The following is a 21,261-nucleotide window of genomic DNA, read 5'->3' as shown; positions in this document are numbered from 1 at the left end:
CGGTGGCTCAGCCGCCATTGACCAGGGCAAGAATGAGCTTTTGCAGATTGCCGCCCTGGCCGAGTTCGATGCGGTCGAAATCGCGGCTTGCCTGCCGCTGCGCCTGCGAAAGGGCGGACAGGCGTTTGGTCATCTCGACCCGGATCTTGCTGCATTTGGGATCGTCGGGAACGGTGAGGCCGACCGTCGCCGCCTCGATCTTGCGCGCCATGTCGACAATGGTCGCGCCATGCACCTTTTCGTGGGCGCTGACGCCTGCGAGGAAAACCTCCCAGTTCTTCTGGATGGCGGACGGCAGCGGCGAGGAGGGGCTGGGCAAGGTGTAGGTGATGATGAGCTTTGGCTTGGCCGAGACCAGCACGCAGGCTCCGGCACGCGGCTGATAATCCCTGGTCCAGGTCAGCTTGAAATTGGTGTGAGCAATGGCGCGGGTAATGCCGACATTCGGCCCGTTCTCGCCAATCGACCGGTAGAGCTCGAGCCCGGACTGGCCTGAAATGGCGTAGGTCTCGACCTTCTCGACAGGCTTCCACTCGGCATGCGCCGCAAGCGGCAAGGCCACCAGGGCGGCGGTCGGAAGATACAGGCGAACACAGGCTCTCAACACTGCTCTCTCCGAGGCGCGCGGCCCTGCCATTCAGGCAACGCTATTCAACGGCTTTTCCTATATGCTGCCGGCGGGCGCTGCAAATGGCCCGGAGGGGGAAGTCATGAGAAGAAATCTCGTTGCCGCCGGTGCCTTGGCGGCGGTGCTTGGCTCGCAATCGGCCTTCGCGGCATCCTGCGGCGGCTGGAGCGCCAAGATGGAGGAAGACGAGGGTGGCAGCGTGCTGACCGCTTCGGTCTGCGGCGGGCCGAAGGGCGACGCCTATCTGATGCTCAATTGCTACGACAAACCGGTGCTGAGCTACGATCTGGGCGCCAGCGGCCAACAACTGGAACCGGGCATCAGCGGCGCGTTCGACTTCAAGGCCGACGGCAAGACGGTGACCAAGACCCTGCAGCTGGAGGCGATGTACAATTATTTCGTGGTCGATCTGGAGAAGGGGGACCCGCTGCTCGACCTGTTGCGGTCCAAGGGGGACGTGTCGGTCAGCGCTGCCAAATATGGTTCGATCAGTTTTGCGCTGAAGGGTTCCAGTGGGGCAATCGGCAAGGTGCTGGCGCAGTGCGGCAAGGCGAAGCCCGCGGGCGACGGGGATTGAACCTCGAGAGGTTGCGCCGCCCCTCATTGTCCTGCCGCCCATTGATCCATTCCATCAGCGGCTTGCCGCCAGCGCCGGGCGGCCGTATCTCACGTCCATGACCGACATCCAATTCCGCAAGGCGCAAGCCTCCGACCTGCCAGCCATCGTCGCCATGCTCGCCGACGATCCGCTGGGTGCCGCCCGCGAAGACGCCTCGTTGCCGTTGGCGCAGGGTTATATCGATGCCTTCAACGCCATCGATGCCGATCCCAATCAGCTGCTTGCCGTGGCCGTGGATGGCGCGGAGGTAATCGGCACCTTGCAGATCAGCTTCCTTGCCGGTATTTCGCGCAAGGGCGGCTGGCGCGGGCAGATCGAGGCGGTTCGCGTTGTCAGCGGCAGGCGCTCCGACAGCGTCGGCAAGAAGATGTTCGAATGGGCGATCGACGAGTGCCGGGCGCGGGGCTGCGGCCTTGTGCAGCTCACCACCGACAAGGGGCGAGCGGATGCGCACCGCTTCTATGAAGGGCTCGGCTTCAGTGCCAGCCATATTGGTTACAAGAAGAGCCTTTAGCGGAAACCCGTGCCGGTTCGGGCCTGGCGGTGACTGGCGTATAGCGGAAGCCCTTCAGGCACTATTCAAATCGCCTGGCAAAGCGGATATAGGTCAGTCAGGTTGACCTATTGTAAAAACGTCCGGGGAGGCGTGTCGTGACCCTTTTGAATCTTCTGGCCTCGCGCTCATCGCGCATGAAGGCCTCCGAAATCCGCGAGCTGTTGAAGCTGCTCGACCAGCCCGACATCATCTCTTTCGCCGGCGGCATTCCCGATCCGTCGCTGTTTCCGGCAGACGCCATCCGCGATGCCTATGCCGACGTGCTCGGCGGGCCGGAAGCGGGGGCAGCACTCCAATACCAGGTTTCGGAAGGCTATCTGCCGCTGCGGCGCTGGCTCGCCGGGCAAATGGGCAAGCTCGGCGTGGCCTGCGACGAGGCCAACATCTTCATCACCTCCGGCTCGCAGCAGGCGCTGGATTATCTCGGCAAGCTGTTCCTGTCGCCAGGCGATACCGCGCTGGTGACATGGCCGACCTATCTCGGCGCGCTGCAGGCCTTCAACGCCTACGAGCCCCGCTATGACCGGCTGCGGCCCGAGGGCGGCAACATGACGCCCGAAGCCTACCACACTGCCGCCGCCGCCAATGGCGGCAAGGTGAAATTCGCCTATCTGGTGCCCGATTTCGCCAACCCGACCGGCAACACGCTGGACCGAAAGCAGCGCGAAGCGGTGCTCGACCTTGCCGGCGAGCTCGACATCGCCGTCATCGAGGATGCCGCCTACCGGGCGCTGCGCTATGACGGCGAGGGTGTGCCGCCGATCCTGGCGCTCGACTGCATCAGGTCCGGCGGCATCGACAAGGCGCGCACGCTCTATTGCGGCTCGTTCTCGAAAATTCTGTCGCCGGGCATGCGTGTCGGCTGGGTTTGCGCGCCGCGCCATGTGGTGGAAAAACTGGTGCTGATGAAGCAGGCTTCGGACCTGCACAGCCCGTCAGTCAACCAGATGGTGATGCACCGCGTCGCCGAAGCCGTGTTCGACGGCCAGGTGGAAAAACTCATCGGCGCCTACCGCGAGCGCCGAGACGGCCTGCTTGGCGCGCTTGACGCCAACATGCCGGAGGGGGTGACCTGGAGCCGTCCGGAAGGCGGCATGTTCGTCTGGGTGACGCTGCCGGAGGGCACCGACGCCACGGACCTCCTGGCACGGTCGGTGAAGGAGGCGCGGGTCGCCTTCGTGCCGGGCAACGCCTTTTACGCCGACGGCACCGGGCGCAACACGCTGCGGCTGTCGTTCACGCTGGCCACCCGCAGCGCGGTGAGCGAGGGCATTCCCCGGCTGGCGGCGCTGCTCAAGGGTTAGAGCAAATTCCAGGAAAAGTGTGAAACGGTTTTCCCGGGAAAGCGCGCAGCGCTTTCCCTAGGAATTGCGTAATAGCAACGAGCGGCATGCCCCTAAGCCGGCACGTTCGCCAGCTGCTTGAGCTTCGCAAGCCGGGCGCGGGCGAGCTTGCGGATCGGCTTTTCGAAACCCTCTTCGCCGGCTTCGACGACGAAGACCAATGTCTTGAAGTCCAGCATGAACTCGTCGATGGCCCGCGTCGTCTGTTCGGACCTGTCCTTGAACCGGCGCAGCAATGCGTTCGCTTCCTCGATGGCATCGGCATTGGCGCCGTCGACCAGCGCTTCAAGCTTCTGAAAACAATCCAACCGAAAATTCTCCCGCCGCGCCTCCAAACTTGCCATCGGTGCAAAAGTTCCATCGGACTCGAAAAATTGTCGCTGGCTGTCAGCAGAGGCTCGCGCCCCGCGTTGACGCCCTGCCGACCGCGCCTAAATTCGAGGCCTTGCGAGGAGGCGCTTTCATGGACACCCAGGAATTGCATCGCGGCCGGCTCATCGACCACCTCCAGCTCGTGGTCCGGGATCTCCCCGCCAGCCGGCGTTTCTACGAGGCGGTTTTCCAAGTCCTTGGTGTCCCGATCGGCGGCACCGGCGAGGATTATTTCTGGGCCGACGAATTGTTCATTTCCAGCGCCGACAGCCGGGCCGCGCTGGGAAAGCTGACCGGACGTCATCATCTGGCCTTCCAGGCCAGGGATCACGCCATGGTCGATGCCTTCTACAAGGCCGGGCTCGAAGCCGGCGGCACGGACAATGGCGCGCCTGGCGAGCGGTCCTATCATCCCGGCTATTATGCCGCCTTCCTGCTCGACCCGGACGGCAACAACATCGAGGCCGTCCACCACGGCCCGGCCAACCGCAGCGCCGCGTCGGTGAAGATCACGTTCTAGGAGCAATCGATCGACCGCGTCGAGGCGAGGTGATTCCGATGCCGCATTTCCGGGGTATTTCGGAGACTCGGACGCCACACCGGCCAATCCGATCGGATTCTTGACCTGGGCGGCACTGAAATTGTCCTGCGGAGCATGGATGGCGCCGTCTCTGGACAAGAGGCAAATCGGTCCCATACGGTGCGGCTTCAGGGAAGACGCGTGCGCGGGAAAGGCCGGTTGCTCGTTGAAAAAGAACGTCTTCTCTTCGCTCGATCTGCCGTCGCATCTCGACGACCGCGCGCGCTTCGCGCTCTGGCAGGACATTCATGTCGCCGAGATCTGGTCGGTCGAATATGCCATCTCCGGCAATGTGCCGTTCCAGGCGGATATCGAAGCCACCGCCATCGGGCCGCTGGTGCTCGGGCGGATGGCCGGGACGATCAAGCATGCGAGCCGCAAGACGCGCAACATCGCCGACGACGGCCGCGACGGCTATCTGCTGCTGGTCAACGATGGCGACACCAGGCTGAGCGGTGTGCAGACCGGCCGCGACTACAGCATCGGCAGGGGCGAAGGCGCGCTGGTCTCGGCTTCGGAAGCGCTGGAAATGACCGGCGGCGACCGCAATGTCTGGACCAATGTCGTGGTGCCCCGCGAAATCATGGAAAATGCCTTCGCCCATGTCGAGGACCGCCTGGCGCTGACCATCGGCGTCGACAATGAAGCGCTCGACATGCTCAAGCGCTATTGCGGCTTCCTGGAAGCGGGGCCGGCATTGCTCTTGCCCGATCTTGTCGCCCATGCCACCGAAACGATCGTCGACCTGATCGGATTGGCGACGGGCGCCAAGGGCGAGATCGCCGAGCTGGCGGGCGTGCGAGGCCTGCGCGCGGCAAGGCTGCAAGCCATCCTGCAGACGATGCGGGACAATTTCGCCGATCCCGGCATCTCGGCCCAGCATATCGCCCAGCGTTTGCGGCTTTCCGCGCGCTACGTCCATGATCTCCTGCAGGAAACGGGCTCGAGTTTCGCCGAGCATATTCTCGAACTGCGTCTGCAGAGAGCCCACCGCATGCTGCGCGACCGGCGCAACGACCGCATGCGGGTCAGCGAGATCGCGCTGTTGAGCGGCTTTTCCGACGTCTCCTATTTCAATCGCTGTTTCCGCCGCCGCTTCGGCTCAGCGCCGAACGCCGCCCGTTAGAACGAATCGTCGCTTCACGGAATCGATGGCCGCTCTAACTCCTTGTTTTCCGCAATTCCGGGCGGAAGCGCGATATCAAAGACAAGGACTCGAAGCGAGTCGGATCAGTCGTCTTCGAACCGATCGACTGATGCCGAACGGCCACACTGATCGGCCCGAGTGCCGCAGCGCTCTCCACGACAATTCCAATGCGGCTCAGCCCAAGACGCCGCCCGCGAACAATGCAAAACCTCGACGATACCCGGGTCGCCGCGGAGTATTTTCCACGGCCGGGGAAAGCAACATCATTGGGGTAGCAAACAGTGAAAACGATTCTTCTCGCCACCATCCTCGTGCTTGCGCCAGCCGGCATGGCGTCCGCGGCGGACGTCAACGAAACCTTGCCGGTTGCTGCCGGCTATGACTGGTCCGGCCTCTATGCCGGCGTTCACTTCGGTTACGTAGCCGGGAAATCCAATCTCTTCATCGGCGGCGCCGGCATTGGGGGCACCGACGTCAATGCTGCCTTCGATCCGGACGGTTTTATTGGTGGCATCCATATCGGCGTCAATCAGGAATTGGCGAACCGTTTCGTGCTCGGCGCCGAAGCTGACCTTGCCTACAGCAATGTCGATGCGGTGGGGACCTTCGCCGGTGCCGGCGCGTTGTTGTCGAGCGAACTCAAGTGGTCGGGTTCGGCCCGGCTGCGGGCCGGCTATGCGTTCGATCGGACGTTGCCTTATATCAGTGCCGGCGTGGCAGCGGCCAAGTATGAAATGAGTGTGGTCAGCAGTGGTCCCCTCGGTACAGTAACAATCCACGACGAAACCCATCTTGGCTGGACGGTTGGGGCCGGCGTCGAGCACGCTTTCACCGACAAATGGATCGCCCGCGTCGAATATCGCTATTCCGACTTTGGCAAAGAGGATCTCTCGGTGCCGATTTTTGGTCTTGGCACGGTTTCGAACATCGATCTCAAGACGCACGATTTACGCGTCGGCCTCAGCTATAAGTTCTGACAGGCCGGTTCGAACAAAACCCTGGCGTCCGCGCCGGGGTTTTGCCTGCGCCGCGGCTGATGCTGAACGGCCACACCGGCCGGCCGGGGTGCGGCGGCGCGCTCCAAGACAATTCCGATGCTGTCCAGCCCAAGACGCCGCCGGCGATCAATGCAACACCGTAGCTTCGACTGACCGCCACTGACAAAGTCGGTCGTGGTGCAGCATCCCGGGGACAGCAGACAAGCAATGAAAACGATTCTTCTCGCCACTGCCTTTCTTTTCGTTCCCGCCGGCATGGCGTTGGCCGCCGACCCCACCGAGACCTTGCCGGTCGCGGCCAGCTACAACTGGTCCGGCGGCTATCTCGGAGCACAGGCCGGATATGCCCGGAGCGACGCCAGGGTCGGACAGACTTTCGCGCCGGGCAGCTTCGACAATTACGGCTGGGGTTACAGCCCGTCCGGCGGTTTCGGCGGTGTGTTTGCCGGCTACAACAAGCAGTTCGACAGCGGATTGGTTGTTGGCGTCGAGGGAGACTACAGCTTTGCAAGCGTGAACGACACGACGCTCTACCGGGCGCTCGGCGTCGACGATCCCGCCTTTGGTGGCGAGCTCGAGCTTGAGGCGGTAGGCACCGTGCGCCTCAGAGCCGGTTATGCGATCGATCGCTGGCTTCCTTTCGTCACCGGCGGCCTGGCGGTGGCAAGCTACAAACACACGACCACCAACATTCCGGGCGGTCCCTATGCCGACGTCCGAGATACCGTCGCGGGTTATACGCTGGGTGCGGGCGGCGAATACGCCGTCACCGACAATTGGGTGGTTCGGGGCGAATACAGGTTCGCCGATTTCGGCCGCCACACCTCCGTGCGCCACGCCTTCTCCAATGGCGCTCCCCTCAATCGGGATGCCATCGAACTGACGACACAGGATCTGCGGATCGGCGTGGCCTACAAATTCTGATCTCCACGGCCGGACGCTGGTCCGGAAATTCGCATTCGAGGGCTCTAATGCATCGCTTTTCAATCTTCGCCGCGTCGTCGCTGGTCGCCGCGACCTCCGCTTACGCCGCCGATACGCAGCAGCCGCTGGCAGCGGAGACGGTGGTGACGCCGCATGTTTCGGGCTACGGCGAACTCTATCTCGGCGGGCTTCGCTTCGTCGGCGACGACTACACGACCCGGGCCGGCGGCGGCGCCGTGCGCGTCAACATTCCGTTTGCCGAGCGCTGGAATTTGCAGGGCGACCTGACCTACGACCGCATCTGGGGCCATTACGATCCCCTGGATGACACGCGCGGTGCGGTCCATGGCTTCTACCGCGATTCCGACCGTTTCGCCGCCGGCATTTTCGCCGCCTACACATCTGTCGGCGAAAGCGGGGTGACCGTAAACAACTATGCGGTCGGCCCGGAAGCACAACTCTATTTCGGCAATCTGACCCTCTATGGCCAGGCCAGTGTCGGCCAGCTCACCATCAGCGACTTTCATGGCGACCAATGGGGCGTACGCGCGGTGGCGCGCTACTTCGTCCGGAAGAATCTTCGCCTCGATGCGGAGCTCGACTTCAACCGAACCGACTACAACGGCACCAACGAAGACGTGGTCGGTGCCGCCGTGCAGGCCATGTACCGGTTCGACGAAACGCCATGGGCGGTGTTCGGACGCTATGATTTCGAGCGGAGGAAGTTCGAAACGTCCACGCAGGACACCAGAGCCAACAAGGTCGTCATCGGCCTGCGCGCCAGCTTCGGCAGCGATACGCTGTTCGACGAGGACCGCAACGGCGCGACCATGGACACCTATCGGGCCGCTTCGGTGATCAATACGAAGTGAGCCGGCGGCACGACTGGAAAGGCGGACTGGCTTTCGCTTTCGACCTGCATGCCGAGCGGGTTATCGGACTGGTGCGCACGGCCGATGCCGCCTTCGCGGCGCGTCCTGGAAAAACACGTTTTTTCGCTTCGAAGGCGAGGTGACGCCGCACGGTGCGCCGACCGACCTCTTCGCTCTCGAAAGAAGGCGGGAAACAACCGGCACATCCGGTCAATGACAGGGCTGCCATCCGCAAGCGGGCTTTCTCGCGCCGGCACCTTCGCAAGCGGCACGAGACGGTGGAGACTGGCGCCGATCAGCCTTGTTGAGCCGTGCCTTGCGTTGCCAGATTGGTGGCCGCGGTGCTAACCGGGAAATGGCGGACGGGAATCGACCTCAAAGCAATTCGCGAGGTCTTTCCCAATAACATCCCGAACAGACCATCTCTTGCCCACCGTGGAGAAACAATTTTTATGCAAAAATCAGCCAGGGCGATCCGTGTCGCCGCGCCGTTGCTTACGATTTTGGGCATGGCCACACCATTCATATTAACAATTTCTCATATATGTTCGGCGCAGGCTCAGGAGGAATATCTTCCGACCCAGAAGGACTTTGTCGGCAAATGGCAACTCAGCGGCGCGACCACCCGGCCGCCGCGCGACATGAAGGATGCGGCAACGCCGGAACAAGAAGCGGCCGCCAATGACTTCCAGCAGACGGTGACCGCGTTCTACGGCGCGTTCGACTATCTGGAGATCACGGCGGACGGCCGCTACAATTTCCATCAGCCCGGTGACCCGGCATCGGGTTCCTGCGCCTGGTGCGGAACCTGGTCCTTCAACAAGAGTTCGCTATGGCTGGAGCTGGACACGGCACCCCGGCTTGATATCTACGCCAAGGGCGGCGACATCCAGATGACTTATACCGCCGAACCCGACGAAAAATCGAAATACGCCTGGCTGGTTTTTGGCTGGACGAAGGTCGAGTAGACGCCGCGCGCCTCGACAGGTCCGAGCGGCTTTTCTCCAATCTTGTATGCTCGTATACGAGTTGAAGACCCGGGGAGTTCGCATGAGTCCATTGCCTGAAACCGTGCCGTTTTTCAGTCAGTGGGAGACGCCTGACATGACGCTGGCGGTGCTCGCCGACGGCGCCGAAGCCGCGTTGCGGCGGGATCCGCTATGGCAGGGATCAGGCGCTGCCACGCTCGATGAATACACGGCCTGGGCCGCCAATGTCTGCGGCATGGCGTGTCTCAAGATGATCCTGGCGACGCGCGGCGAGATCGTGCCGACGATCGAACTGGCCAGGCGATGCACTCCGTATGGCGGCTATGTCGTCAATGAAGGCTCGATCAAGGGGCTGATCTATGCGCCCTTCGTCACCTTCGTGAAGGCGGAATTCGGCCTCGATGCCGAGGTGATGACCGGTGTCGCGACGGCGGACATTCCGTCGATCCTCGGCCGGTCGCGGTTCTTCATCGCTTCGGTCAGCAGTTCGATCCGCTGGCCCGAGCGCGAGCCGCCATCGAAGGGCGGACATTTGGTTCTGGTCACCGCCGCCTCGGATGAAGGGTTCCGCTTTCACAACCCATCCGGCCATACCAGTGCCACACAGGTCAACGCAGTGTTGGCGCCAGCCGCTTTCGACCGCTTCTTTGCCAATCGCGGCATTGCCGTCGCCATTTGATTTTGACAGTTGAGGGATTTCGATGACCGGAAAGATCAGGGTTGCGATCCTCTATGGGGGGCGCTCGGCCGAGCATGACGTGTCGCGGCTTTCGGCCGCCAATGTGCTGAAGGCGATCGACCGGACGCGCTACGAGGTGGTGCCGATCGCCATTTCCAGGGAGGGCAGATGGCTGCTGCAGCCGGCGTCCGAGGCCATCGGCGAAGGGGCGGGAGCTCCAGTGTCGCAGGATGGCGTGGAGATAGCCCTGCTGCCCGGCGGCAAGGGCCGGCTGATCTCAGCGTCGCCTATGGGACCGCGGGCTGACCTGGCGCCGGTCGATGTCGTCTTCCCCGTGCTGCACGGTCCTTTCGGGGAGGACGGCTCGGTGCAGGGCTATGCAGAGGTTGCCGACGTCGCCTATGTCGGCTGCGGCATTCTCGCCTCGGCCGCGGCGATGGACAAGGATGTCGCCAAGCGGCTCATGCACGGGGCCGGGCTTGCCGTCGCCCGCTCGGTCACTGTCCATCGTAACGACGTCGGTTCCTTCCAGGAGATCGCCGGGGCGCTGGGGCTGCCATTCTTCGCCAAGCCGGCGCGCCAGGGCTCGTCGTTCGGAGTGAGCAAGGTGAACGACAGGGATGGTTTCGATCAAGCCCTCGAAACGGCTTTCCGCTATGACGGCAAGGCGTTGATCGAGGAGTTCGTCGAAGGCCGCGAGATCGAGTGCTCGGTGCTGCAACGGGCCGACGGCTCGCTCACGGTGTCGCTGCCCGGCGAGATCATCCCGGCCGGCAAGCACGGCTTCTACACCTATGAGGCCAAATATCTTGACGCCGACGGCGCGGTGGTCAAAGTGCCCGCCGATGTGCCGGCAGCGGTGATCGACCGGGCGAGGGAAATGGCTGGGCAAGCCTTCAAGGCACTCGGCTGCGAGGCGATGGCGCGCGTCGACTTCTTCCTGCGCGCCGACGGCTCCCTGCTGGTCAACGAGGTCAACACGCTGCCCGGTTTCACCGACATATCGATGTACGCCAAGGCGCTGGCCGCGATCGGCATCGGCTACAGCGAGGTCATCGATATCTTGATCGAGCATGCGCTGGCGCGGCACGGCGCGCGCTGATCCGAGTCAGCGGCCGCCGTATCGGATAAACCGCCCTTTGGACGGCGTGTCTTTCCACCTCTGGCTAATGTTGCTGGCCGGCTCTATATGCCCGATCATGGGACTGGCAGGGGAGGCATGGAATGGCGGCCAATCGTCGAAACGGGATGGCGTCGCCCGCGCATGGCTTGGAGGATATTCTTTCGCCCGCCGCCCCGCACCCCCGGACGTCGTTGCCCAATGTAGCCACCATCGTCACCACGGTGGCGGCGCTGTATTTCGGGCGTGAGGTTTTCCTGCCGATAGCGATCGCGCTGTTGCTGACTTTCGCGCTCGCCCCTCTTGTGTCCGCGCTCAAACGGGCCGGTATTCCCCGGATTGCCGCCGTCATCGTCAGCGTATTGGGGGCTTTCGCCGCACTTGCCCTGTTCAGCTTCATCGTCGCCACGCAGGTCAGCGAACTGGCGCAAAACATCCCGGTCTACCAGGCCAACATCCTGACCAAGGTCCGCTCGCTCAAGGAGACTGGCGTTGGGGGAGGGATCATTGCCAGGTTGAGCAAGGTGGTCGAACGTGTCGGCCAGGAGATCGACAGGCAGGAGACGCCGCCGCCGGCCGCCGCCCCGGAAAAGCCGCGTGAACCGGTGCCGGTCGAGATCGTCTCGCGCGAAAGACCCCTGGAGGTTCTGCAGAACATAGTCGGGCCGCTGATCAGCCCGCTCGGATCGGCCGGGCTGATCATCGTCGTCGTCATCTTCATGCTGCTGGAGCGGGAGGATTTGCGCGACCGCTTCATCCGCCTTGTCGGGTATGGCGACCTTCACCGTACCACCGAGGCGCTTCAGGATGCCGGCAAGCGTGTTGGCCGGTACCTGCTGATGCAATTGGTCGTCAACATCGTGTACGCCGTACCAATCGCGGCCGGCCTGTGGATCCTGGGCATTCCGAATGCCTTGCTGTGGGGGCTGCTGGCCCTTGGCCTGCGTTTCGTTCCCTATATCGGCCCGGCGATCGGCATGCTGCTGCCGCTGTTCCTGGCGCTGGCCGTGGCGCCGGGCTGGTCGCTGGTGCTGTGGACAGCCGCCCTGTTCGTGGTGATGGAACTGATCACCGGCAATGTCGTGGAACCTTGGCTTTATGGCTCGCGAACCGGGCTGTCATCGCTGGCCATCATCGTTGCGGCTATCTTCTGGACGTGGCTCTGGGGCCCGCTCGGGCTGGTTTTGTCAACACCGCTCACCGTGTGTCTGGTGGTGCTGGGCAGGCACGTGCCGCAGTTTGAGTTCCTCGATGTCCTGTTTGGCAACGAGCCCGTGCTCGAACCTCATGCACGCCTCTACCAGCGTCTGCTGGCCGGTGACCCTGACGAAGCCACGGATCACGCCGAGGAGATGCTGGAAGAGAAATATCTGGTCGAGTTCTACGACAAGGTGGCCATTCCCGCCCTGCTGCTGGGCGAGCAGGACCGTGCGCGCGGTGTCATGGGCGACCAGCAAAGGCGTCAGGTGGCCGAGAGCGCCCTGGTGATGGTGGCAAACCTCGACGACAGCGCGCATGAGGAAGCAGAGGAAGAGGATGCCCCGCCGGCGGCCGAAGAGGAGCCGGATGACAAGGATCCTTCCCGCGAAGACGAGACCGAACTGCCCGACGGCACGGATCTGTCGGTGCTTTGCACAGGTGGGCGCGGTGAACTGGACGATGCCGCCGCCGCGATGCTGGCACAGGTGCTGGAAGTCCAGGGGACGACGGTGTCGAAGGCCGGCTTTGCCGATATGGAACCCGCCAACATCCGCCGTCTCGAGCTCGAAACCATCGATACCGTGGTGGTCGGCTTCCTGAACCGGGATTCCATCAAGCACGCCCGGTTTCTGGTTCGCCGGCTGAAGCGGGCAAAAGCGGCGTTGAGGGTGGGAATCGTATTCTGGTCGCAAGCCGCCAATGAGGACAAGGAAGCGGCCGAAAAGCTCGCCCGTGACATCAACGCGGATTTCGTGGCGCATGGCATGGTGGACGCAGTGGTCGGCGCGCTGTCGAACGAGCCGCCAATTGCCCTCAAGCTCGTCGCCAAACGCCGGATGCGGCGACAGCGCACCACCTCCCGAAAGGCCTCGGCGGCCTCGACCTAGCCGTGGGTGCCGGTTGATCTCCGAGACTGGGTCGATCTCGGTCGTTCACATATTGGAAGCGACATCGCGGGAGGAGGGCGGCCTTGACTTGTGCGCCGGCCGGATCCTCGCGGCCTGGCGGGGGACGCGGGAAACGGGTTTGACTGGATTTCCAGCGAGTGATTTCTGCACCTTGCGGCGCTGGAGCCAGCTGGACGACAGTTCGGCAAGCAGACTGCGCAGGACCTTCACGACGTCCTCCTCTGCTGGACGATGCGGTAATCTCCGAAGGCCGGACTGGTTCCATGCCACATGGAGCCGTCGCACCTTGGCGCTTTTGGCTATTGCATCGAGCCTGATCGATGCAGAGCGAGAGGGATCATCGAGCTCTCATCACGGTTCTCGACGAGTCCGGTTCCAAGCGGGGCCAATCCGTTGCCCAAAGCGTCGAATTCGATCGCAGCACCAACCAGTTGGGCAGCCTGCAGGACCAGATGTTCAATGTCCTCGAGGGCGACGTTCTCGGCCAGGTTCCTGATCCTGATCCTTTCCGCCACCACCGACACGTTGATGATGCCCGCGGTCTTGAACGCTGCGCGGACGCTCGCATAGACGTCTTCACGCAGTCGCGTGGAATAATCGTATCGCATTGAAACCTCCCAAAGCGAGTTGGTTTCCTCAAGCTGGCAGGATGCGCCCCATGGCGGCGCATGGCAAGTTAAAAGTGAAAAAAGCGTGAACAAAATCAGTTAGTTAGCATAGTTACACGAATGGGCAACCTGCGTTGGATGATCATCATTGGTACGACGCTGCATTCACCCACTGACCGCGCTTGACGCAGGATGCCGAAATTCCTAACTGTAAGTAGAATGAGACGGTTACTAACTCGCCTGATCTTTGCGCTTGGAGGCGCACATGGCTGACCTGGAACGCCCGGAACGACTGCAGATCATGTTGACCCAGGATGAACTGGCCGCGCTGGAAAACTGGCGTTTCGACAAACGCATGCCCAGCCGCTCGGCGGCGGTACGCGAATTGCTGCGCCGTGGCCTTGCCTCCGATGGCTTCCTGACGGCCGAAGTGGGCGCCAAGTCGCAGGAATTCGGCGTGCTCCTGCCCAATGACGACGGCAAGGCCCCGCCGGAACAGGCGGAGTAAAATTTTCGCGGTAAGCCTTCCATTCTCGCGCCGGCGATTGCCTTGATCCGTTTGCGCCTTATCTGATCGGGAAAGATGCAATTGCGGGTGGCGATGAACGACATCGATGGCAGCGACAGACAGGGGGCGACTGCCGACGCCCGGCTCGCGGCAATTGTCGATTCCTCCTTCGATGCCATCATCAGCAAGGACCTGAACAGCGTCATCCAAAGCTGGAACCAGGCGGCGGAGCGCATGTTCGGCTACACCGCCGAGGAGGCGATCGGCCAATCCGTCCTCATGCTCATTCCCGATCACCTCAAGAGCGAGGAGACCGAGATCATCAGCAAGATTCGCAGCGGCGACCGCGTGGCGAGCTATGAGACGACGCGCAAGCGCAAGGACGGAGCGCTGATTTCGGTCTCACTGACGATTTCGCCGATCAAGAACGGCGATGGCGAAATCATCGGCGCCTCGAAAATCGCCCGCGATATTTCCGCCGCCAAGGAGAGCGAGCGCCGGATCAGGCTGCTGATGCGGGAGGTCAACCATCGGGTCAAGAACCAGTTCGCGGTCATCCTGTCGATGGTCAGGGAGACCAGCAAGCGTTCGAATGGTCCAGGCGAGTTCGAGGAATTGATCCGCGCCCGCATCATGGCACTGTCGCGGTCGCACGATCTGCTCGTCACCTCCGAGTGGGCGGGGGCGAGCCTGTTCGATCTTATCCAGGAACACCTCAAGCCCTTCGGCCTCGAGGAGCAGATCCTGCTCTCCGGCCCGGTCCTGACGCTGCAGTCGAACGCGGTGCAGAATCTCGGCATGGCCTTTCACGAACTGGGCACCAACTCATCAAAGTATGGCGCGCTGGGCAGCGAAGGCGGCCGGGTCGAGATTACCTGGACCATCGGCTCGGGAGCGCATGCTCCCGGCTCCGCTGGCGAACGGGAATTCCAGCTGACATGGGAGGAAAACTGCGAACCGCATCCCGGCGACCGGCGCGATCAGACCACGCGCAAGGGGTTCGGCACTGTCGTGCTGCAGCGTGTGGCGCCGCAGTCGCTCGGTGGCTCCGCCATTCTGGAGCGGTCGCCCGGCCATCTCAAATGGCAGCTGAACGCGCCCCTGGCCTCCATCATAGTGGCGCAGGCCGGCAGCGAGGCCGACGGTGTTTCGCCGGGTTTCGGCATCTAGGGGCGATCCGCCGGTGTGGACGCCGCCCCTATTCCCTGTCGGGCTGCATCTACTCGACCAGGATATGCGCCTCGCGCGCGGCCTCGACAAAGGCCTCCCTGGCGGTTTCGGGGGGCAAGTCGCCGCTCATTGCCCTGCGGCAGGCGCGCAGCGCGGACTGATGTTTCAGGCTCCCGGCATCGCGCCAATGTGTCGTCAGGAGCTCGATCGCCTGTTGTGTGTTGGACAGGTTGCGGATGGCTCCGGCAACGCCTACGGAAACGACGACGGGCTTGGAGAACCATGCAGTTTGCATTGGAACCTAGACCATGTTTAGCCCGTGGAACGCGTTGGGCGGCATGAGGTTTCATCGCCGCCGATCACTGTAGCGTGAAGCTTTCGGGCATCTCCACGCGAACCAATCCCTAGAGGATGCTGGTCGTCACTTCGACGATGATCGCGGCGCCTTCCAGTCCACCGTTGGGAACGTGCACGACGCGCGAGACCCGCAGATCCTGTGGGTTTCCGTCGACCGACAGGGACACGCTCTCGCCAATGCGCGGCACCGCCTGGAAAGTAACATTGGTGGCGTCAGGCCTGTTGTCGATGGATATGCGGCAATTGACGGTCATGGACTCTCTCCAGTGTCTGGCGGTGCCCCGGGTCGTCAACGCGGGGTCCATGAAATGGTTTCAGGAGGTCCGGCTCAAACACCTGCCGATGTCCGCGGGCGAAGTCATCAACCGCCCGGTAGCCCCGGCGTCCGGCCTCTGATTCAGTCGTCGGCTCTCGGAACGAAATAGTTGGTGGTGACCGCATCGCCGCCGATTCCACGCGTGACTTGAACCGAGGCATAGCCTTCCGGGGCAATCGAGCCGGTCGCCATCCGGTCGACCTGCTTGCACCGGCCGACCATTTCGCCTTTCGGCCACGGTGCCAATCTGATTTCAAGCGCCGCTTGGCACTCCGCCATCGATGAATAGACGACCGGGCGCGACTCCATGGGCCGACAGAGCGATGCGTTGCACGACAGCATGATCATCACCGCCGCGGTTGCCGGATCCATGAAACTCTCCTGTTGGCCGACAATGAACGTCCAACAGGCCGCAAGGTTTCATGCTGACGGAAGCGACCCCAATCGGTTGGTCCGATTGTCGAGAAGCTCAGGACGTGCGGGAACAGGCCAGGAGCGAGATCTGACGGCGCACTCACGCCTTATCAAAAGCCCGGCGGCTTCGGTCTCCGCGCCTCTGGGCAGCCAGAATTCCGGGAACATCAAAGGCCAAACGAGGACATGGTCCAGGGGTTTTGGTACCCAAGGCGCGGCTTGGCATTCGCTGCGTCGGTCGGGGTCGATGTTGCTGTTCCGGTTGCTGTGCAGTCCAATTTTGCTGCCACCGCCGCCTTGATCGACAGACCGGCGCATGCCTTCGAGGCGGTGACGGTCGCCTTCTTTTCGTGTGCCGCAGCGACATTTGAGCCGGCGAGGACAAGCGCCAGGCAAATGAAAACCATCTTCATTAGATCCCCCTAGTTTAGCTTAAGCTAAATTAAAGTTAACGTAACGTTACCTGGCCGTCAATCGCGACGGAGGTCCAGGGAGGAAGCCACCTTCCTCCTGCCCGGATACCGGCCGGTTCCTGTCCCGGATCACGGCATCATTGATCGGAGAGGATCGGGAGCTACCCGACCTGGTTCCGGCTACTCGTTGGCTTGCAGCTGCCTGGTTCCCGCTCATGGGCTCGAACCACGATTCACGCCTTCAAAGGGCGCTGTCCTACCATTAGACGAAGCGGGAAAGCCGGCACGTTATGGCGCCCAGGCAGCTTGCGGTCAATTCGGGAAATTGTTGACCGGCTCTTCGCAGCGATAGACCGGGCAGTCCCCGTCGCGGGACGGGACATAGGCCGACATCGGCACTTCAGGCCAGTCGCACTCGTTGCCGAACTGCCTGACATAGCGATCGTAGGTGTTGGGGCCAGTGGTCAGCACCACGGCGCGGTGGTTCTGGATCATGGCCCGGATCTGAGCGCAGCCCATGGAGCGGCTGTCGGGCCGGGCATCGGCCAGACCGGTCGCCGCGAGCACGACGGCCATGGCCATCAACAGGGTCGGAACGCGAGCGGACATGATGGTTTCTCTTCGGTTTGACGGAATTGCGAACGCGGCTGGCCCGGATTCGCCGGGAATGGCCGCATGCATTGTCGCACATAACCCCCTATCGTGTCCGTTGGTTCCGCGCCGGGCCTTGCCGGGCGCGCGTTGGCGCGCCGCGCAACCAAATCAGGCGTCGCGCATTGCTGGGCATGGACGGCAGGAAACCTTACGAAACACCGCAATGGCGGCCCGGAAACGAGGGCCGCGAGGCGATGTGCTGCTCCTTCTGCGGCGGCCGCGACCATCGGTTCGAGGAATGCCCGCGAATGCCCGATCCTTTCCGGCCCGGCGAGCCCGAGGGCGAGGATATAGCGGAGGAACCAGCCGGCTGATCCGAGGTGCCCGGTGGCGGGTGGCTAACCGGCATCCGACTTGAGCCCGCCGAAGAAATCGATCAGCGCACCTGCCGTTTGCGCGGGCGCCTCCTCCGGGAAGAAATGTCCGCCCGAGATCGCGCGGCCGCGCACGTCGTCGGCCCAGTTCCGCCAGAGCGCCAACGGCCCACCTTCGCCGGCATACCATTGGGCAAGCGCGCCTTGCCCGCTCCACAAGGCCAGCACCGGGCAGGCGATGCGCCGGCCGGCGGCTTTGTCCGCCCGGTCGTGGTCGCGGTCCAGCGTTGCCGCGGCCCGGTATTCCTCGCAGATCGCGTGGAGGTGGGCGGGGTCGCGCAAGGCTTCGACATAGGCCTGGCGGGTGCCGGCCGGAAAGACATCGGGCGACGACCCCCAGCCACCCAACGCATTGTCGACGATGGCGTCGGCGGCGCCCGCCAGGATCTTTTCCGGCAAGGGTTCGGGCTGTGCCAGCAAGGACCACGGCCAGAAGCCGAGGGCCAGCCGCGCGTCGGCCCGGTCCCAGGCGTCGGCCGTGGGGACGATGTCGAGCACGGCGAGTTTTTTGATACGGCCGGGATGGTCGAGCGCCATGCGGTAGGCGACGCGCCCGCCGCGATCATGGCCGGCGACCATGAAGCTGGTAAAGCCGAGCCTGGCCATCATCGCCACCATCTCCGATGCCATGGCCCGCTTGGCATAGGGAGCATGATCGGCGCTCGAGGCCGGGCAGGCGCTGCGCCCATAGCCACGCAGGTCGGCGCAGATGACGGTGAAACGATCGGCAAGCAGCGGCGCAATATCGCGCCACATCAGATGGGTTTGCGGAAAGCCGTGCAGCAAAAGCACCGCCGGTCCGGCACCGGCGCGGCGCACGAAGATGCCGGCGTCCTCGATGTCGACGTCGATAGGCTGGAAATGCTCGAACATGGCTGGCCTCCGGCACAGGCAACGGCTGGAGAACGGGATTGGTTGCGGCGCCTTCGCAAGCGCCGGCCGCAACGGGCCGATCCCGCGCAAGCTCTCCCCCAATCCCTTGGGCCAACCTTTTGGGCCGGCGGACGTTGTCCCCGTGAACGGAAGGCCGCCGTGGGGCGGCTTCAACGAAGGAGGCCGAGATGAAATCCCTCGTCATTGCGTCATGCGCCGCGATGCTGGCCCTGGCATTGCCGGCAGCGGCACAGACGGCCCAGCAGTCGCCGAACCAGCAGGCCGACAAATGCCGGGCACAAACGGATCAGGGCGGCAAGCAGCAGTCCGGCAGCGGCGACCTGAGCGAAAAGCTCAACGATTGCGGCGGCGTGCTGAAACCGCCCCCCACAGGCGACCAGGGCATGGCCGCGCCGGCACCCGACGAAGGCAAGACGCCGGTCATCAAGCCGGGCGAAGTGCCGCCCCAGCCGCCAAAGCAGTAGAGATCGTTCGGCAGCATTGTCATGGCGGCGGAGGAACTTCGCAGACCAGGAAACGTTTCTCTGACAAACCGGATCTGGAAAGGATGGACCGTGAGAGATGTTGCCAGTACAGCCGCGTTGCTTGCCTCTATTGCCATCGTTATCGTCCTGATGCTGACGGCGCCGAAGAGCTTCGGCTTCGAGGCCTCCCACCCGATCGTGGACGGCGATCTGCCAGTGGAATGACCCGAAAGCGGTTCCGCACAAGAAAGCAGGCGAGTTCGCCTGCTTTTCGCTTGCATGGTGCCTTGGCTTACCTGACCAGAAGGCCGGCGTGATCGCAGAGTGCGGTGAAGGCTTCCTGCGCCTGTGCCGCGCCCTCATTGTTGGCCAGGGCCGACTCGATCTTTTCGCGCGCGGTCTGGTAGAAGGGGCCGCGCCTGGCCTGTGGCCAGTCGATCAGGATTTCACTGGCGTCCTGAAGCGTGGCCACCTCGCGGATCGTCTCCGAGCCATGGGGCTTGACCCGCAGCGGTGTCGACAGCATCAAACCGGCCATTGGTTTCTCCTGCTACTGGGTCCTCATTGCAGGATGCGCGCCTCGCGCGCGGCGTCGATCATCGCCCGCATCGCCTTTTCCGCCGGCGTCCAGCCGTCCAGCGCATCGCGGCAGCTGCGCAGTGCCGCGCGGTATCGACGGCCTTGTCCGGCCGGCCAGTCGCCAAGGCATTCCAGCCCCTCCCAGGCGCTGCGCACCACGCGCTCCCGCTCGGGAGCGAATTTCAGGCGGATCGGTCGGGGAAACATCTTGTCGTTCAACGGTCGTCTCCATGGATCATGCACATCGGCCGACATGCACCGAGGAAGCGCCGGATAACGTCGACGACAGGGGAGGGTTCCGAGCCCGGACAATCAATTTTTAACCATGCTTTCAGTCGCGCGCGACGGCGTCCGACAAGGGCCTGGGCGCCGGCGGATCGACATCCTGTGCTTGCGGCCGATCATGTTCGAACTGCTCGGCGTCGGGCAAGGCATGCAGCCAGGTTTCGCGCCGGCCGGTCCACAATTCATATTGCGGTGCCAGATCCGTCGGTGCGACGTCGAGGCTGCCGAGCATCACCTCGGCCTCGTTGTCGTCGACCCAGGCGACGCGGCTGCCGCAGGTCGGGCAAAAGCTGCGTGTGCCGTAGCTGGCGACTTCGCCCGATGTCTCGAACGCATCGCGCGGCCAGATGGCAAAGGCCGAATAGACCGAACCACCCGCCTTGCGGCAATCCTTGCAATGGCAAAGGCCAACCCGCGACGGCTGGCCGTTGACGACGAAATGCACGCCACCGCACAGGCAACTGCCGGTCCTGCGTGTTGTGTCGGACATGGTTGCGCCCTCCGTTTCGCCAGCCTGGCTTTGCCTGCCATAGGGCTGCTCCATCCGTGGCAGGCTCCGTCAGTTTGGCATGCCGCGGGCCGGGCGGGACAGATGCTCGTCTGCCATTTCGTTGGCCAGGATGAGAAACCGGGAAAAAGACATCCTGTTCACCGTACCGCCGAGCCCGGTTGACGCGGCCCGCAGCATTCCTCAACGCCATGCCGGCGAATTGGTTGCCGCCTTGCGGCCAGTCCTTCTATCCGCGGGCGGCCATGTGGTTGTCGAGCTTCTTGCGCGAGGGTCCGTAGCGCTTGATGATGGTCTGGGCCTCGCTCTGCGGAATGCCATATTTGCGCGCGAAGGCCGCGACCTCGTAAGTTTCCTCGCTCGAGACCAGCTTGCGGTCCTGTTTGGTCTTGGATTTGTCGTCAGGCATGTCGGGCCTCACTTTCTGTAAGCCGCATGGTCGCGCGGACGCCTATATGTCGCGGTCACACATAACACGGATCGGCGATGCTGGTTCCATCGCGGAGCAATGCCAGTTCAGCCTAGGCCGATCAAGAGGTCGGGTCGGCGCTGTCGGTGTCGCTGCATTGGGCGCAGCGCGCGCTGGCGCCGGGACAGCCGCGGCGATGCGTGCCGGCGGGGCAGCAAAGGCCGCTGGAACTCGTCCAGCGCGGGCATTGGAAAACCTGTCCGGTGCCGCCGCAGCCTTCGCACTCCAGAACCGGTGTCCGGACCAGATAGGACTTCGTCCCCAGCCTGACGCTTGCGCCCAAAACCCACCCACCCAAATACTGCACCAGACA

At 63.3% G+C, this 21,261-nt stretch carries 29 protein-coding genes and 1 tRNA gene; 16 read left to right on the top strand and 14 right to left on the bottom strand.

The window, feature by feature from the left end; all coding sequences use genetic code 11:
- Nucleotides 1-7 precede the first annotated feature (7 nt).
- Nucleotides 8-604 carry a DUF922 domain-containing protein gene (locus FJW04_RS20265; RefSeq protein WP_224622495.1) on the bottom strand — a complete coding sequence of 199 codons (597 nt, stop codon included), beginning with the start codon at nt 602-604 and terminating at the stop codon, nt 8-10.
- Between the two features lie 106 nt (nt 605-710).
- Here FJW04_RS20265 and FJW04_RS20260 point away from each other — a divergent pair, with 106 nt between their 5' ends.
- The 3 genes from FJW04_RS20260 to FJW04_RS20250 all read left to right on the top strand — a co-directional run bounded on the left by FJW04_RS20260 (nt 711) and on the right by FJW04_RS20250 (nt 3,107).
- Nucleotides 711-1,205, top strand: coding sequence for a hypothetical protein (locus FJW04_RS20260; protein ID WP_224719810.1), 495 nt, complete (start codon nt 711-713; stop codon nt 1,203-1,205).
- A 97-nt stretch (nt 1,206-1,302) separates the two neighbouring features.
- Nucleotides 1,303-1,761 carry a GNAT family N-acetyltransferase gene (locus FJW04_RS20255; RefSeq protein ID WP_140716245.1) on the top strand — a complete coding sequence of 153 codons (459 nt, stop codon included), beginning with the start codon at nt 1,303-1,305 and terminating at the stop codon, nt 1,759-1,761.
- A gap of 176 nt (nt 1,762-1,937) precedes the next feature.
- Nucleotides 1,938-3,107 carry a PLP-dependent aminotransferase family protein gene (locus tag FJW04_RS20250; RefSeq protein ID WP_181173019.1) on the top strand — a complete coding sequence of 390 codons (1,170 nt, stop codon included), beginning with the start codon at nt 1,938-1,940 and terminating at the stop codon, nt 3,105-3,107.
- A 92-nt stretch (nt 3,108-3,199) separates the two neighbouring features.
- Here the strand turns inward: FJW04_RS20250 and FJW04_RS20245 are convergent, their stop codons facing one another.
- Nucleotides 3,200-3,454, bottom strand: a complete 255-nt coding sequence (locus FJW04_RS20245) for a hypothetical protein (protein ID WP_246673935.1) — start codon at nt 3,452-3,454, stop codon at nt 3,200-3,202.
- Between the two features lie 155 nt (nt 3,455-3,609).
- On the opposite strand from FJW04_RS20245, the gene FJW04_RS20240 reads away from it, so the two are divergent.
- From FJW04_RS20240 to FJW04_RS20200, 9 genes are all read left to right on the top strand, one after another.
- Nucleotides 3,610-4,038, top strand: a complete 429-nt coding sequence (locus tag FJW04_RS20240) for a VOC family protein (RefSeq protein ID WP_140716239.1) — start codon at nt 3,610-3,612, stop codon at nt 4,036-4,038.
- Nucleotides 4,039-4,264: 226 nt separating this feature from the next.
- The gene (locus tag FJW04_RS20235) at nt 4,265-5,224 is read left to right on the top strand and encodes an AraC family transcriptional regulator (RefSeq protein ID WP_140716237.1); all 960 of its coding nucleotides are present in this window, start codon (nt 4,265-4,267) and stop codon (nt 5,222-5,224) included.
- A 350-nt stretch (nt 5,225-5,574) separates the two neighbouring features.
- A complete protein-coding gene (locus tag FJW04_RS20230) occupies nt 5,575-6,222 on the top strand; it encodes an outer membrane protein (protein ID WP_224583711.1) in 648 nt (215 codons plus the stop codon).
- Nucleotides 6,223-6,450: 228 nt separating this feature from the next.
- Complete coding sequence (locus FJW04_RS20225; protein WP_140716235.1) at nt 6,451-7,167, top strand: outer membrane protein; 717 nt, start codon at nt 6,451-6,453, stop codon at nt 7,165-7,167.
- Between the two features lie 47 nt (nt 7,168-7,214).
- A complete protein-coding gene (locus FJW04_RS20220; protein ID WP_140716234.1) occupies nt 7,215-8,039 on the top strand; it encodes an outer membrane beta-barrel protein in 825 nt (274 codons plus the stop codon).
- Between the two features lie 509 nt (nt 8,040-8,548).
- Entirely contained in the window at nt 8,549-9,007 is a 459-nt protein-coding gene (locus FJW04_RS20215) for a hypothetical protein (RefSeq protein ID WP_246673949.1), read from the top strand.
- An 82-nt stretch (nt 9,008-9,089) separates the two neighbouring features.
- On the top strand, nt 9,090-9,707 hold the full coding sequence (locus FJW04_RS20210) for a C39 family peptidase (protein WP_140716232.1): 618 nt from the start codon (nt 9,090-9,092) through the stop codon (nt 9,705-9,707).
- A 22-nt stretch (nt 9,708-9,729) separates the two neighbouring features.
- Nucleotides 9,730-10,809, top strand: a complete 1,080-nt coding sequence (locus FJW04_RS20205; protein WP_140716230.1) for a D-alanine--D-alanine ligase family protein — start codon at nt 9,730-9,732, stop codon at nt 10,807-10,809.
- Between the two features lie 122 nt (nt 10,810-10,931).
- Complete coding sequence (locus FJW04_RS20200) at nt 10,932-12,914, top strand: AI-2E family transporter (RefSeq protein ID WP_140716228.1); 1,983 nt, start codon at nt 10,932-10,934, stop codon at nt 12,912-12,914.
- 320 nt (nt 12,915-13,234) lie between these two features.
- Here the strand turns inward: FJW04_RS20200 and FJW04_RS20195 are convergent, their stop codons facing one another.
- Nucleotides 13,235-13,543, bottom strand: coding sequence for a hypothetical protein (locus tag FJW04_RS20195; RefSeq protein WP_140716226.1), 309 nt, complete (start codon nt 13,541-13,543; stop codon nt 13,235-13,237).
- 265 nt (nt 13,544-13,808) lie between these two features.
- Here FJW04_RS20195 and FJW04_RS20190 point away from each other — a divergent pair, with 265 nt between their 5' ends.
- Together FJW04_RS20190 and FJW04_RS20185 are read left to right on the top strand one after the other, a co-directional pair.
- Entirely contained in the window at nt 13,809-14,051 is a 243-nt protein-coding gene (locus tag FJW04_RS20190) for a hypothetical protein (protein ID WP_140716224.1), read from the top strand.
- Between the two features lie 93 nt (nt 14,052-14,144).
- A complete protein-coding gene (locus tag FJW04_RS20185; protein WP_140716222.1) occupies nt 14,145-15,221 on the top strand; it encodes a PAS domain S-box protein in 1,077 nt (358 codons plus the stop codon).
- A 49-nt stretch (nt 15,222-15,270) separates the two neighbouring features.
- Here FJW04_RS20185 and FJW04_RS20180 read toward each other — a convergent pair whose 3' ends face one another.
- The 7 genes from FJW04_RS20180 to FJW04_RS20150 form a co-directional block, all read right to left on the bottom strand.
- Nucleotides 15,271-15,516, bottom strand: coding sequence for a DUF982 domain-containing protein (locus FJW04_RS20180; RefSeq protein WP_140716220.1), 246 nt, complete (start codon nt 15,514-15,516; stop codon nt 15,271-15,273).
- 109 nt (nt 15,517-15,625) lie between these two features.
- Nucleotides 15,626-15,832 carry a hypothetical protein gene (locus FJW04_RS20175; protein WP_015317029.1) on the bottom strand — a complete coding sequence of 69 codons (207 nt, stop codon included), beginning with the start codon at nt 15,830-15,832 and terminating at the stop codon, nt 15,626-15,628.
- Between the two features lie 143 nt (nt 15,833-15,975).
- Nucleotides 15,976-16,266, bottom strand: coding sequence for a hypothetical protein (locus FJW04_RS20170; RefSeq protein ID WP_140716218.1), 291 nt, complete (start codon nt 16,264-16,266; stop codon nt 15,976-15,978).
- Nucleotides 16,267-16,475: 209 nt separating this feature from the next.
- On the bottom strand, nt 16,476-16,721 hold the full coding sequence (locus FJW04_RS20165; RefSeq protein WP_140716216.1) for a hypothetical protein: 246 nt from the start codon (nt 16,719-16,721) through the stop codon (nt 16,476-16,478).
- Between the two features lie 203 nt (nt 16,722-16,924).
- Nucleotides 16,925-16,998, bottom strand: a tRNA-Gln gene (locus FJW04_RS20160).
- 35 nt (nt 16,999-17,033) lie between these two features.
- On the bottom strand, nt 17,034-17,330 hold the full coding sequence (locus FJW04_RS20155) for a hypothetical protein (RefSeq protein ID WP_140618060.1): 297 nt from the start codon (nt 17,328-17,330) through the stop codon (nt 17,034-17,036).
- A 383-nt stretch (nt 17,331-17,713) separates the two neighbouring features.
- Nucleotides 17,714-18,622 carry an alpha/beta hydrolase gene (locus tag FJW04_RS20150; protein ID WP_140716214.1) on the bottom strand — a complete coding sequence of 303 codons (909 nt, stop codon included), beginning with the start codon at nt 18,620-18,622 and terminating at the stop codon, nt 17,714-17,716.
- Nucleotides 18,623-18,810: 188 nt separating this feature from the next.
- Between FJW04_RS20150 and FJW04_RS20145 the strand changes: the two genes are divergently transcribed.
- Together FJW04_RS20145 and FJW04_RS30605 are read left to right on the top strand one after the other, a co-directional pair.
- A complete protein-coding gene (locus tag FJW04_RS20145) occupies nt 18,811-19,107 on the top strand; it encodes a hypothetical protein (protein WP_140716212.1) in 297 nt (98 codons plus the stop codon).
- A gap of 90 nt (nt 19,108-19,197) precedes the next feature.
- A complete protein-coding gene (locus tag FJW04_RS30605; RefSeq protein ID WP_015317035.1) occupies nt 19,198-19,332 on the top strand; it encodes a hypothetical protein in 135 nt (44 codons plus the stop codon).
- A gap of 67 nt (nt 19,333-19,399) precedes the next feature.
- Here the strand turns inward: FJW04_RS30605 and FJW04_RS20140 are convergent, their stop codons facing one another.
- From FJW04_RS20140 to FJW04_RS20125, 4 genes are all read right to left on the bottom strand, one after another.
- On the bottom strand, nt 19,400-19,645 hold the full coding sequence (locus tag FJW04_RS20140; RefSeq protein ID WP_140716210.1) for a DUF982 domain-containing protein: 246 nt from the start codon (nt 19,643-19,645) through the stop codon (nt 19,400-19,402).
- A gap of 23 nt (nt 19,646-19,668) precedes the next feature.
- A complete protein-coding gene (locus tag FJW04_RS20135; protein WP_023782817.1) occupies nt 19,669-19,905 on the bottom strand; it encodes a DUF982 domain-containing protein in 237 nt (78 codons plus the stop codon).
- Between the two features lie 112 nt (nt 19,906-20,017).
- Complete coding sequence (locus FJW04_RS20130; RefSeq protein ID WP_015317038.1) at nt 20,018-20,461, bottom strand: GFA family protein; 444 nt, start codon at nt 20,459-20,461, stop codon at nt 20,018-20,020.
- Nucleotides 20,462-20,708: 247 nt separating this feature from the next.
- Nucleotides 20,709-20,888 carry a DUF3606 domain-containing protein gene (locus tag FJW04_RS20125; RefSeq protein ID WP_015317039.1) on the bottom strand — a complete coding sequence of 60 codons (180 nt, stop codon included), beginning with the start codon at nt 20,886-20,888 and terminating at the stop codon, nt 20,709-20,711.
- Nucleotides 20,889-21,261: the final 373 nt, after the last annotated feature.

The organism is Mesorhizobium sp. B2-7-3 (genome assembly GCF_006440715.1).
GTDB classification, from domain to species: domain Bacteria; phylum Pseudomonadota; class Alphaproteobacteria; order Rhizobiales; family Rhizobiaceae; genus Mesorhizobium; species Mesorhizobium australicum.
This window is presented reverse-complemented; position numbering and strand designations above follow the sequence as displayed.

What these genes read in the sequence shown, in the direction of transcription:
- FJW04_RS20260 (WP_224719810.1), top strand. Translation starts at nt 711, where the DNA reads ATGAGAAGAAATCTCGTTGCCGCCGGTGCCTTGGCGGCGGTGCTTGGC.
- FJW04_RS20255 (WP_140716245.1), top strand. Translation starts at nt 1,303, where the DNA reads ATGACCGACATCCAATTCCGCAAGGCGCAAGCCTCCGACCTGCCAGCC.
- FJW04_RS20250 (WP_181173019.1), top strand. Translation starts at nt 1,938, where the DNA reads ATGAAGGCCTCCGAAATCCGCGAGCTGTTGAAGCTGCTCGACCAGCCC.
- FJW04_RS20240 (WP_140716239.1), top strand. Translation starts at nt 3,610, where the DNA reads ATGGACACCCAGGAATTGCATCGCGGCCGGCTCATCGACCACCTCCAG.
- FJW04_RS20230 (WP_224583711.1), top strand. Translation starts at nt 5,575, where the DNA reads ATGGCGTCCGCGGCGGACGTCAACGAAACCTTGCCGGTTGCTGCCGGC.
- FJW04_RS20225 (WP_140716235.1), top strand. Translation starts at nt 6,451, where the DNA reads ATGAAAACGATTCTTCTCGCCACTGCCTTTCTTTTCGTTCCCGCCGGC.
- FJW04_RS20220 (WP_140716234.1), top strand. Translation starts at nt 7,215, where the DNA reads ATGCATCGCTTTTCAATCTTCGCCGCGTCGTCGCTGGTCGCCGCGACC.
- FJW04_RS20215 (WP_246673949.1), top strand. Translation starts at nt 8,549, where the DNA reads ATGGCCACACCATTCATATTAACAATTTCTCATATATGTTCGGCGCAG.
- FJW04_RS20210 (WP_140716232.1), top strand. Translation starts at nt 9,090, where the DNA reads ATGAGTCCATTGCCTGAAACCGTGCCGTTTTTCAGTCAGTGGGAGACG.
- FJW04_RS20205 (WP_140716230.1), top strand. Translation starts at nt 9,730, where the DNA reads ATGACCGGAAAGATCAGGGTTGCGATCCTCTATGGGGGGCGCTCGGCC.
- FJW04_RS20200 (WP_140716228.1), top strand. Translation starts at nt 10,932, where the DNA reads ATGGCGGCCAATCGTCGAAACGGGATGGCGTCGCCCGCGCATGGCTTG.
- FJW04_RS20195 (WP_140716226.1), bottom strand. Translation starts at nt 13,543, where the DNA reads ATGCGATACGATTATTCCACGCGACTGCGTGAAGACGTCTATGCGAGC.
- FJW04_RS20190 (WP_140716224.1), top strand. Translation starts at nt 13,809, where the DNA reads ATGGCTGACCTGGAACGCCCGGAACGACTGCAGATCATGTTGACCCAG.
- FJW04_RS20185 (WP_140716222.1), top strand. Translation starts at nt 14,145, where the DNA reads ATGAACGACATCGATGGCAGCGACAGACAGGGGGCGACTGCCGACGCC.
- FJW04_RS20180 (WP_140716220.1), bottom strand. Translation starts at nt 15,516, where the DNA reads ATGCAAACTGCATGGTTCTCCAAGCCCGTCGTCGTTTCCGTAGGCGTT.
- FJW04_RS20175 (WP_015317029.1), bottom strand. Translation starts at nt 15,832, where the DNA reads ATGACCGTCAATTGCCGCATATCCATCGACAACAGGCCTGACGCCACC.
- FJW04_RS20170 (WP_140716218.1), bottom strand. Translation starts at nt 16,266, where the DNA reads ATGGATCCGGCAACCGCGGCGGTGATGATCATGCTGTCGTGCAACGCA.
- FJW04_RS20165 (WP_140716216.1), bottom strand. Translation starts at nt 16,721, where the DNA reads ATGAAGATGGTTTTCATTTGCCTGGCGCTTGTCCTCGCCGGCTCAAAT.
- FJW04_RS20155 (WP_140618060.1), bottom strand. Translation starts at nt 17,330, where the DNA reads ATGTCCGCTCGCGTTCCGACCCTGTTGATGGCCATGGCCGTCGTGCTC.
- FJW04_RS20150 (WP_140716214.1), bottom strand. Translation starts at nt 18,622, where the DNA reads ATGTTCGAGCATTTCCAGCCTATCGACGTCGACATCGAGGACGCCGGC.
- FJW04_RS20145 (WP_140716212.1), top strand. Translation starts at nt 18,811, where the DNA reads ATGAAATCCCTCGTCATTGCGTCATGCGCCGCGATGCTGGCCCTGGCA.
- FJW04_RS20140 (WP_140716210.1), bottom strand. Translation starts at nt 19,645, where the DNA reads ATGGCCGGTTTGATGCTGTCGACACCGCTGCGGGTCAAGCCCCATGGC.
- FJW04_RS20130 (WP_015317038.1), bottom strand. Translation starts at nt 20,461, where the DNA reads ATGTCCGACACAACACGCAGGACCGGCAGTTGCCTGTGCGGTGGCGTG.
- FJW04_RS20125 (WP_015317039.1), bottom strand. Translation starts at nt 20,888, where the DNA reads ATGCCTGACGACAAATCCAAGACCAAACAGGACCGCAAGCTGGTCTCG.